Annotated in this window: 8 protein-coding genes; all 8 read right to left on the bottom strand. The window is 34.2% G+C overall.

The window, feature by feature from the left end; all coding sequences use genetic code 11:
• On the bottom strand, positions 1–102 hold a 102-nt coding region (locus KQI30_RS15595; protein ID WP_151192201.1), incomplete at its 3' end, for a GTP-binding protein.
• 52 nt (positions 103–154) lie between these two features.
• Entirely contained in the window at positions 155–2,224 is a 2,070-nt protein-coding gene (fusA, locus tag KQI30_RS15590) for an elongation factor G (protein ID WP_216464271.1), read from the bottom strand.
• Between the two features lie 83 nt (positions 2,225–2,307).
• Positions 2,308–2,778, bottom strand: a complete 471-nt coding sequence (gene rpsG, locus KQI30_RS15585; RefSeq protein WP_044039392.1) for a 30S ribosomal protein S7 — start codon at positions 2,776–2,778, stop codon at positions 2,308–2,310.
• A gap of 151 nt (positions 2,779–2,929) precedes the next feature.
• Entirely contained in the window at positions 2,930–3,307 is a 378-nt protein-coding gene (gene rpsL / locus KQI30_RS15580) for a 30S ribosomal protein S12 (RefSeq protein ID WP_216464270.1), read from the bottom strand.
• 52 nt (positions 3,308–3,359) lie between these two features.
• Complete coding sequence (locus KQI30_RS15575) at positions 3,360–3,599, bottom strand: ribosomal L7Ae/L30e/S12e/Gadd45 family protein (RefSeq protein ID WP_216464269.1); 240 nt, start codon at positions 3,597–3,599, stop codon at positions 3,360–3,362.
• Positions 3,600–3,671: 72 nt separating this feature from the next.
• Complete coding sequence (gene rpoC / locus KQI30_RS15570; protein WP_216464268.1) at positions 3,672–7,196, bottom strand: DNA-directed RNA polymerase subunit beta'; 3,525 nt, start codon at positions 7,194–7,196, stop codon at positions 3,672–3,674.
• 23 nt (positions 7,197–7,219) lie between these two features.
• Positions 7,220–10,957 (bottom strand): DNA-directed RNA polymerase subunit beta, encoded by a 3,738-nt coding sequence (gene rpoB, locus KQI30_RS15565; RefSeq protein WP_216464267.1) that lies wholly within the window; start codon positions 10,955–10,957, stop codon positions 7,220–7,222.
• A 275-nt stretch (positions 10,958–11,232) separates the two neighbouring features.
• Positions 11,233–11,311 (bottom strand): IS3 family transposase (locus KQI30_RS17645; RefSeq protein WP_367397842.1); only part of this gene is annotated, 79 nt, incomplete at its 5' end.

The raw sequence follows: 11,311 nt of genomic DNA, 5'->3' as shown, positions 1-11,311 counted from the left end.
AGTTGTGATTGCAGCTGTTAATGTTGTCTTACCGTGGTCTACGTGACCGATTGTTCCAATATTTACGTGTGGCTTACTTCTTTCAAACTTTGCCTTTGCCATTGTTAATTCCTCCTAACTAATCTTTACATTATATGATATATTATAATTTAAATTATTTTTTGTTTCTTTCTCCAGCAATCTTTTCTTGAATGCTCTTTGGTGCTTCTTCATAGTGATCAAATTCCATAGAGTAAACTCCTCTACCTTGAGTTCTTGATCTTAATGCAGTTGCATAACCAAACATTTCTGAAAGTGGAACGAAAGCTCTTACAACTTGAGCACCTGCTCTTGCTTCCATACCTTCGATTCTACCTCTTCTTGAGTTAACGTCTCCCATAACATCTCCCATGTATTCTTCAGGAACTGTTATTTCAACTTTCATCATTGGCTCAAGTAATACTGCGTCTGCTTTTTGCATAGCATTTTTGAATGCCATTGATCCTGCAATTTTGAACGCCATTTCAGATGAGTCAACATCATGGTATGATCCATCGAAACATTTAACTTTGAAGTTTATAACTGGATATCCAGCAACTATACCGCTGTTAGCAGCTTCTTGAATACCGTTGTCTACAGCTGGAATGTATTCTCTTGGAATAGCTCCTCCAACGATAGCATTTTCAAAGCTGTATTCTCCTTCAGTTGGTTCCATTTCAATCCAGCAGTGACCGTATTGACCCTTACCACCTGATTGCTTAATGTATTTACCTTCAGCTTTAACAGCTTTCTTAATAGTTTCTTTGTATGCAACTTGTGGAGCACCTACGTTACATTCAACTTTGAATTCTCTTGTTAATCTATCAACTATGATATCAAGGTGTAATTCACCCATACCAGCGATGATTGTTTGACCTGTTTCTTGATCAGTCCAAGTTTTGAAAGTTGGATCTTCTTCAGCAAGTTTTGCTAACGCTAATCCCATCTTTTCTTGAGCTGCTTTACTCTTAGGTTCGATAGCAACGTTGATAACTGGTTCTGGGAATTCCATTGATTCAAGAATGATTGGCGCATTCTCATCACATAAAGTATCTCCAGTTGTAGTATTCTTTAATCCAACGATTGCTCCTAATTCTGCTGCTTCTAATTCTTCAACTTCTTGTCTTGAATTAGCATGCATCTTAACAAGTCTTCCGATTCTTTCTTTCTTACCTTTAGTTGAGTTAAGAACATATGAACCAGCTTTCATTACTCCAGAGTAAACTCTTGTAAATGCAAGCTTTCCAACGAATGGGTCAGTAGCAATCTTGAATGCTAAAGCTGACATTGGTTCGCTATCTGATGCTTTTCTTTCATCTTCTTCACCGTCTTCATTTACACCTTTAACTGGTGGTATATCAAGTGGTGATGGTAAGTAGTCAACAACTGCGTCGATCATTTGTTGAACACCTTTGTTTTTATATGAAGATCCACATAATACTGGAACTATTTCATTCTTAATTACAGCTTTTCTTAAAGCAGCCTTTAATTCTTCTTTAGTGATTTCTTCACCATCTAAATACTTCATCATTAGCTCTTCATCAGTTTCTGCAATTGCTTCTATCATAGAAGATCTGTATTCTTCAGCTTGATCTTTTAATTCAGCTGGTACTTCACCATGAGTGATATCTGTACCTAAATCATTGTTAAAGATAATAGCTTCATCTTCTATTAAGTCTACCATACCCTTGAATTGATCTTCTTGACCAACTGGAATATGTATTGGCACTGCATTAGCTCTTAATCTGTCTCTTACTGTATTAACACAGTTAAAGAAGTCAGCACCAGTTGCATCCATTTTGTTTACGTATATGATTCTTGGAACCATATATTTATCTGCCTGTCTCCAAACAGTTTCAGTTTGTGGTTCAACCCCACTCTTAGCGTCAAGAACTGTTACAGCTCCATCTAATACTCTAAGTGATCTTTCAACCTCAACAGTAAAGTCTACGTGTCCTGGTGTATCGATAATGTTTAATTCATGACCGTTCCATTCACAAGTTGTTGCAGCAGAAGTAATTGTTATACCTCTTTCTTGTTCTTGAACCATCCAGTCCATTGTTGCTCCACCATCGTGAACTTCACCTATTTTGTGAGTTTTTCCTGTGTAGAATAATATACGCTCAGTTGTTGTTGTTTTACCAGCATCAATGTGAGCCATTATTCCAAAGTTACGGAATTTTTCTAAAGGATATTTTCTAGCCACTTTATTTCCTCCTCTCGGATTATTAAATTGTATAAAACTGCTTTGGTCAAAAGACCAAAACAGTTTCTATTTTTTTATAAAAATTAATATCTGTAATGAGCAAACGCCTTATTAGCTTCAGCCATTTTGTGAGTATCTTCTCTCTTCTTAACAGCAGCTCCTGTGTTGTTTGCAGCATCTATAAGTTCATTAGCTAATCTTTCTCTTCCATACTTTTCGCCTCTTTTTTCAACGGCTGCAAGTATCCATCTGATTCCTAATGTCTGTCTTCTTTCAGGTCTTACTTCGATTGGTACTTGGTAGTTAGAACCACCTATTCTTCTTGCCTTTACTTCTAGTAATGGCATAACGTTGTTCATAGCATCTTCAAATACTTCTAATGCATCTTTTCCTGTTTTTTCAGCTATAATAGCAAATGCATCATAACACATTTTTTGAGCTACACCCTTCTTACCATCTCTCATAATACCATTGATTAACTTAGTAACAACTTTTGAGTTGTACATTGGATCTGGTAATACATCTCTTTTTGCTATATGTCCTTTTCTTGGCACTTTTCTTCCCTCCTTAATATGATAATTTAACTCATCGGTACTCGACAATTTAATTGCCGCAAAATGCTTTGTAATCGGAAAATTTATATAATCTCCATATGGAGTTGTATATCATATAAAATATCGAAAACATCGCACTAACTAAGAATTATTATTTCTTCTTAGGTTTCTTAGCACCATACTTTGATCTTGCTTGCATTCTGTTAGCTACTCCTGCACAGTCAAGTGCTCCTCTAACGATGTGGTATCTTACCCCTGGTAAGTCTTTTACTCTTCCACCTCTTATAAGAACAACACTGTGCTCTTGTAAGTTGTGTCCTACCCCACCGATATAAGCTGTAACTTCATATCCGTTTGTAAGTCTAACTCTGGCAATTTTTCTTAACGCTGAGTTTGGCTTCTTTGGAGTTGTAGTTTTAACAACAGTACATACCCCTCTTTTTTGTGGACATGATTTTAAAGCTGGTGCAGTTGATTTAGCTGCTACAGTTTTTCTACCTTTTCTTACTAATTGAGAAATAGTTGGCATCTTTACACCTCCTCTTTAATTTATCCTATATATTAATATACTAGATAGCTTTTTATATTAGAGTAACTGCTACTGATGCTTTCACATCAATTCCACATAGTTTCCCTAATTCTCTCATAGTGTCAATATACACTATTTCAACGGAGTTATCTTTTGCTAAGTTCTCTACTTCTCTCAAAAGTGCTAAATTAGCATCTTTTGCAATATATAGAGTTTTGCATTTTTCGGTTTTAAGAACCTTAGTAGATTGTTTAATTCCAACTACCTTTTTATCTTTAATTCTTTCCACCATTTTAAACCCTCCATCACTTAACACACGTAATGTATTTTATCATTTTAATGTTAAGCTGTCAACAGAACTGATTTATATACTTTCAACTATATCCATATCGTCTGGTCTTTTAGCTTTGATCTTTATTGACTTATATCTCTTCATACCAGTACCTGCAGGAATCAACTTACCTATAATTACATTTTCTTTTAATCCTATAAGTGGATCTATTTTTCCTTTTATTGCTGCATCTGTAAGAACTCTTGTAGTTTCTTGGAATGATGCTGCAGATAAGAATGAATCTGTTGCAAGTGATGCTTTTGTAATACCTAATAGTGTTTCATTTCCTTTTGCAGGTTCTCCACCTTCAGCTATTACTTTATTATTTACTTCTTCAAAATCGTAAATATCAATCATTGTTCCTGGTAATAAATTAGTATCTCCTGATTCATCAACTTTAACTTTTCTAGTCATTTGTTTTACAACAACTTCTAGATGCTTATCGTTGATATCAACCCCTTGAAGTCTATAAACTTTTTGAACTTCTGATAATAGATAATTCTTAACGGCTTTAACACCTTTAATTCTTATAATATCATGTGGGTTTACTGAACCTTGAGTGATTTCATCACCAGCTTCTATAACATCTCCATTAGATACTTTTAAAGATGATCCAAATGGAATATCATAACTTACTTCTTCACCTTCAGCTGTAACAACAATTACAACTCTCTTCTTCTTAGTTTCTTCTATTTTAACACTACCAGCAACTTCTGATACAATAGCAAGACCCTTTGGTTTTCTTGCTTCAAATAATTCTTCTACTCTAGGAAGACCTTGAGTGATATCGGCACCTGAAGCAACTCCTCCAGTATGGAATGTTCTCATTGTAAGCTGTGTACCAGGTTCACCGATTGATTGTGCAGCTACTATACCAACTGCTTCTCCAATGTTAACCTCTGTACCAGTTGCCATGTCCATACCATAACATTTTGAACATACTCCGTATTTAGAATCACATGTAAATACTGATCTTATTTTTACTTTTTCAACACCTGCAGCTTCTATCTTTTCAGCCATATCGTGTTCTATATAAGTATTTCTTTCAGCCATAACTTCTCCTGTTTCAGGATTAATTATGTCTTCAGCACAATATCTACCTGTTAATCTTTCGCTTAATGGTTCTATTATTTCATTGCCTTCTTTTATTGCGTAAACTTCATATCCTTCTGTAGTTCCACAATCATGACTTCTTACTATAACATCTTGTGATACGTCAACAAGTCTTCTAGTTAAGTATCCTGAATCGGCAGTCTTTAAGGCAGTATCGGCGTTACCTTTTCTAGCTCCGTGTGTAGATATGAAGTACTCTAATACGTTAAGTCCTTCTCTAAAACATGCTTTGATTGGTTGCTCGATAATCTTACCAGATGGATTAGCCATAAGACCTCTCATACCAGCAAGCTGCTTAATTTGTGACTTAGAACCTCTGGCTCCAGAGTCAGCCATCATGAATATTGGATTAAATTGATCCAAACTATCCATTAGCGCATCAGCTATATTTTCAGTAGTTTCATTCCATTTTTCTATAACTTTTTCATATCTTTCGTCATCAGAAATGAATCCTCTTCTATACATCTTTTCTATCTTTTCAACAGTTGATTCAGCATCTTCTAGAAGTGCCTTTTTGCTCTTTGGTACTATCATGTCAGATGTAGCAACAGTTATAGCTCCAATTGTTGAATAATGATATCCTTTTGCTTTTATTTTATCAAGCATTATAGATGTTTCTGTAGGACCATACTTTTGATAACATTTATCAATAAGTTTACCTAAATTCTTTTTAGCTACTAAGAAATCAACTTCAAGCTTAAATTCATTTCCTGGGATACTTCTATCTACTAAACCTAAATCTTGTGGAATAGATTCATTAAATATAATTTTCCCAACTGTTGTGTCAATTATTCCATGTCTAAGCTCTCCATTTATTTCTTTAAACATTCTAACTTTGATTTTTGCATTAATAGCTATTTCTCCTAATTCATAAGCCATTAAAGCTTCTTCTTTAGAAGCGAATACTTTGCCTTCACCTTTTGATCCTTCTTTTTCTAATGTTAAGTAGTATGATCCAAGAATCATATCCTGTGTAGGAACACATACTGGTTTACCATCAGATGGTTTCATTATGTTATGTGCCGCTAACATTAAAAATCTTGCTTCTGCTTGTGCTTCAACAGATAGTGGAACGTGAACCGCCATTTGGTCACCATCAAAGTCAGCGTTATATGCTGTACATGCAAGTGGATGAAGCTTTATAGCTCTACCTTCAACAAGTATTGGTTGGAATGCTTGAATTCCTAATCTGTGAAGAGTAGGAGCACGGTTAAGCAATACTGGATGGTCTTGAATTACTTCTTCAAGTACATCCCATACTTGTGCTTGAACTCTTTCTACCATTCTCTTTGCACTCTTAATGTTGTGTGCAACTCCACTTTCAACAAGCTTCTTCATTACAAATGGCTTAAATAATTCTAATGCCATTTCTTTTGGAAGACCACATTGATACATTTGAAGTTCTGGTCCTACTACGATAACAGATCTACCAGAGTAGTCAACTCTTTTACCAAGTAAGTTTTGTCTAAATCTACCTTGCTTACCTTTAAGCATATCTGATAATGATTTAAGTGGTCTGTTTCCTGGACCAGTAACTGGTCTACCCCTTCTACCATTATCTATAAGAGCATCTACAGCTTCTTGTAACATTCTTTTTTCGTTTCTAACAATTATGTCAGGAGCTCCTAAATCTAAAAGCTTCTTTAATCTGTTATTTCTGTTTATAACTCTTCTGTATAAATCATTTAAGTCTGAAGTAGCAAATCTACCACCATCTAATTGAACCATTGGTCTTAAGTCTGGTGGAATAACAGGAATTACTTCTGTAATCATCCACTCTGGTCTATTATTTGATGCTCTAAATGATTCAACAACTTCTAGTCTTCTTATTATTCTAATTTTCTTTTGTCCTGCAGCGTTCTTAAGTTCTTCTTTTAATTCTTCAACAGTTCTGTCTAGATCCATTTCAGCAAGAAGAATCCTTATAGATTCTGCACCCATTCCAGCTACAAAGTTATCTCCATATTTATCAACTGCTTCTCTATATTCTTTTTCAGTTAATAATTGTTTCTTTAGTAGTGGAGTTTCTTTAGGGTCTAATACAATATAATTTGCAAAATAAAGTACCTTTTCTAAAGCTCTTGGTGACATATCAAGAATTAATCCCATTCTTGATGGTATACCCTTAAAGTACCATATGTGAGATACTGGGGCAGCAAGTTCTATATGCCCCATTCTCTCTCTTCTGACTTTAGATTTTGTAACTTCAACACCACAACGGTCACAAACTATACCTTTGTATCTAACTCTCTTATATTTTCCACAGTGACATTCCCAGTCTTTTATTGGTCCAAATATTCTTTCACAGAATAAACCATCTTTTTCAGGTTTTAATGTTCTGTAATTAATTGTTTCAGGCTTCTTAACTTCACCTCTAGACCATTCTCTTATCTTTTCTGGTGAAGAAAGTCTTATTTGTAACATATCAAAATTATTTAATTCCAAGGGTACGTCCTCCCTTCAATCTATTAGTGTTCATCATTAAAGTCATCTAACTCAAAATTGTCATTAAAATCTTCTAAAGAAATTTCTTCCAATCCTTCTGGTTCCTCATCTAAGTTTTCTGGAACCTCTTCATCGTCATAGAATTCTTCCTCTTGGTCATTATCAACGCTTATAGTTTCTTCCATTGGTTGAGTAGGTAAAACCTCTGTAACCTCAAGATTAACTTCAACGTCTTCCATTTCTTCCTCAACAGATTCTTTTAATAGTATTTCTTCATGATCTGAAGATAGTACTCTTACATCTAAGCATAATGCTTGTAATTCCTTAATAAGAACCTTGAATGATTCTGGAAGTCCTGGTTCTGGTATATTTTCACCCTTAACGATAGCTTCGTAAGTTTTAACTCTACCAACAACGTCATCTGACTTAACTGTTAGTATTTCTTGTAATGTGTGTGCTGCTCCATATGCTTCAAGAGCCCAAACTTCCATTTCTCCAAATCTTTGACCACCAAATTGAGCTTTACCTCCTAATGGTTGTTGAGTAACTAGAGAATATGGACCTGTACTTCTTGCGTGAATCTTATCATCAACTAAGTGAGCAAGCTTTAATATATACATGTAACCAACTGTTACTTTATTATCGAAGGCTTCACCAGTTCTTCCATCATAAAGAACAGTTTTACCATCTCTATCATATCCTGCTTCTTCTAAACAATCTTCTATTTCCTCTTCAGTAGCTCCATCAAATACTGGAGTTGCTATGTGCCATCCTAAATTTGCTGCTGCCCATCCTAAATGAACTTCTAGTACCTGACCGATGTTCATACGAGATGGAACCCCTAATGGATTTAAGCAGATTTGTACTGGTCTACCATCTGGTAAGAATGGCATATCTTCTTCTGGTAACACTCTTGAGATAACCCCTTTGTTACCGTGACGTCCTGCCATCTTATCCCCTACTGATATTTTTCTCTTTTGAGCAATGTAACATCTTACTAATTGGTTAACACCTGGTGAAAGTTCATCACCATTTTCTCTAGTAAATATCTTAACATCTACTATTATTCCTGTTTCTCCGTGAGGCACTCTAAGAGATGTATCTCTTACTTCTCTTGCTTTTTCACCAAAGATAGCTCTTAAAAGTCTTTCTTCAGCTGTTAATTCTGTCTCTCCTTTTGGAGTAACCTTACCAACTAGTATGTCTCCAGATCTTACTTCAGCACCAATTCTAATGATTCCTTTTTCATCGATATCTCTTAATGCATCATCACCTACATTAGGTATATCTCTTGTAATCTCTTCTGGTCCTAATTTTGTATCTCTAGCTTCACATTCATATTCTTCAATATGGATAGATGTAAATACATCATCTCTTACTAATTGTTCAGATATAAGCATAGCATCCTCGTAATTATAACCTTCCCAAGTTATAAATCCGATTCTTATATTCTTACCTAATGCTATTTCACCTAAATCAGTAGATGGTCCATCAGATAAGACATCACCAGCTTTTACCTTTTCGCCTTTTTCAACTATAGGTCTTTGATTTATACAAGTACCTTGGTTAGATCTCTTGAATTTAGCAAGGTGATAAGTATCAACTCTACCATCTTCATTTCTTCTAACTTTAACAGTATCTGCACTTACGTATATAACTTCTCCATCGTACTTTGTCTTAGGTAATATACCTGAGTCAACAGCAGCTTTGAATTCTATACCAGTACCAACTATAGGTGCTTGTGGTTTTAATAATGGAACAGCCTGACGTTGCATGTTTGCCCCCATCAGTGCTCTTGATGCGTCATCATTTTCAAGGAATGGAATCATTGCTGTAGCAACAGAAACCATTTGTCTTGCAGAAACGTCCATTACATCAACATCATGTTTAGAAACAATAAGAACATCATCTTCGTCTCTTACAGTAACTTTATCATGTATAAAGTATCCGTTCTCATCAATTTCTTCATATGCTTGAGCTATTAAGAAACCAGCTTCTTCATCAGCAGTGAAGTATTTGATTTCATCAAGTACTCTACCAGCTTTTTTATCTACAATTCTGTATGGAGTCTTTATAAATCCATATTCATTAACTTTAGCATAAGTAGCTAATGAGTTAATAAGACCGATGTTTGGTCCTTCTGGAGTTTCTATAGGACACATTCTTCCATAATGTGAATGGTGAACGTCTCTTACTTCGAAACCAGCTCTTTCTCTTGATAAACCACCTGGTCCTAATGCAGATAATCTTCTCTTATGAGTAAGTTCTGATAATGGATTGATTTGATCCATGAATTGTGATAATTGCGAACTACCAAAGAATTCTTTAATAGCTGCTGCAACTGGTCTAGTATTTATTAATCCTTGTGGAGTTATTCCTTCTTGTTCTTGAATAGTCATTCTTTCTTTAACTACTCTTTCCATTCTTGATAAACCAATTCTAAATTGATTTTGAAGTAACTCTCCAACAGATCTTAGTCTTCTGTTTCCTAAATGATCTATATCATCTTCATGACCTATTCCATATGGTAAACCAATAGCGTAACTTATTGTTGCAAATATGTCAGCTTTAATTATATGTTTAGGAATAAGTTTTGTTATATTTTTCTTTATTGCACCTTTTATATCATTTTCATCACTGTAAGTATCTAAAATTTCTTTTAGTACTGGATAATAAACTAATTCTTTTATGTTTAAATCTTCAATGTCAAATGATACAAAATTCTTTATATCAACAAAATGATTACCTATTACTTTTAATACTTTATCCTCAACTAATACATTAACAATATTAATACCACAGTTTTGGATTTCTAATGCTACTTCTCTTTCTATCTTAGCACCCTTAGCAACTAATACTTCACCAGTTTCTGGGTTAATGATATCTTCAGCAGCAGTATGACCTATAAGTCTATTACTTATAGCAAGTTTTTTATTAAACTTGTATCTTCCAACTCTAGATAAATCATATCTCTTAGCATCAAAGAACAGAGATTCAATTAAAGATACTGCACTTTCTACTGTTGGTGGTTCACCTGGTCTTAATCTCTTATAGATTTCAAGTAAAGCTTCATCAGTAGATTTTGTATTATCTTTTTCTATAGTAGCTTTAAGTCTTTCTTCTTCACCAAAGAATTCTATTATCTCACTATCTGATCCATAACCCATGGCTCTAGCAAGTAATGTTATTGGTAATTTTCTTGTTTTATCTATTCTTACATATATTATGTTATTTGAGTCAGTCTCGTACTCAAGCCATGCACCCCTATTAGGTATAACAGTAGCTGCATATAATTTTTTACCTGTCTTATCTACTGTATAAGAATAATAAACACCTGGTGATCTAACAAGTTGGCTAACGATAACTCTTTCGGCACCATTGATTATAAATGTACCTTGATCAGTCATTAATGGGAAATCTCCCATAAAGACCTCTTGTTCTTTTACTTCTCCAGTTTCATTGTTTCTTAATCTTACTTTTACCTTTAACGGTGCTGCGTAGTTTGTATCTCTTTCTCTACACTCTTCAACTGAATATTTAACATTTTCCATTTCTAAAGTGTAGTCTACAAACTCAAGGACAAGATTTCCTGTGTAGTCACTAATTGGATTCACATCTTCAAAAACTTCTTTAAGTCCTTCTTTTAAGAACCACTGATATGAATCTAATTGTACTTCGATTAAATTAGGCATTTCACCTATTTCATTTAATTTAGAGAAACTCATTCTAGTTCTCTTTCCCACTTGGACAGGATGTACCATCAGCTTTCACCCCTTGTATAAACTAAAATAACCAATAAACACTCTGGTAAATAGTGATATTGGACCGCATACATTTTCATTATTGTATTCTTTACTTTAATTTAAATTTTAATTCATGCATAATATTCTACAATATATCAATGCAATTAAATATACTATCACAATTTATGTCAAGTGTCAACAAAAAAAAATACTATTTATTTATATAAAAAAAAGAGCCATTACTATATTTAAATAAAGTGGACCCTTTGTCAAGGACAATACAAAAAAAGGGGTTAAGCAATATTTTTAAGAAGATGATTTCTATACTGTATAGGAGTCATCTTTTTTAGATTCCATTGATATCTATAATTA

It is taken from the genome of Clostridium bornimense, assembly GCF_018917145.1.
In the GTDB taxonomy this organism is placed as follows: domain Bacteria; phylum Bacillota; class Clostridia; order Clostridiales; family Clostridiaceae; genus Clostridium_AN; species Clostridium_AN bornimense_A.
This window is presented reverse-complemented; position numbering and strand designations above follow the sequence as displayed.

Coding starts and splice junctions, on each gene's coding strand:
- KQI30_RS15575 (WP_216464269.1), bottom strand. CDS start 3,599: ATGGTGGAAAGAATTAAAGATAAAAAGGTAGTTGGAATTAAACAATCT.
- rpsL (WP_216464270.1), bottom strand. CDS start 3,307: ATGCCAACTATTTCTCAATTAGTAAGAAAAGGTAGAAAAACTGTAGCA.
- rpoB (WP_216464267.1), bottom strand. CDS start 10,957: ATGGTACATCCTGTCCAAGTGGGAAAGAGAACTAGAATGAGTTTCTCT.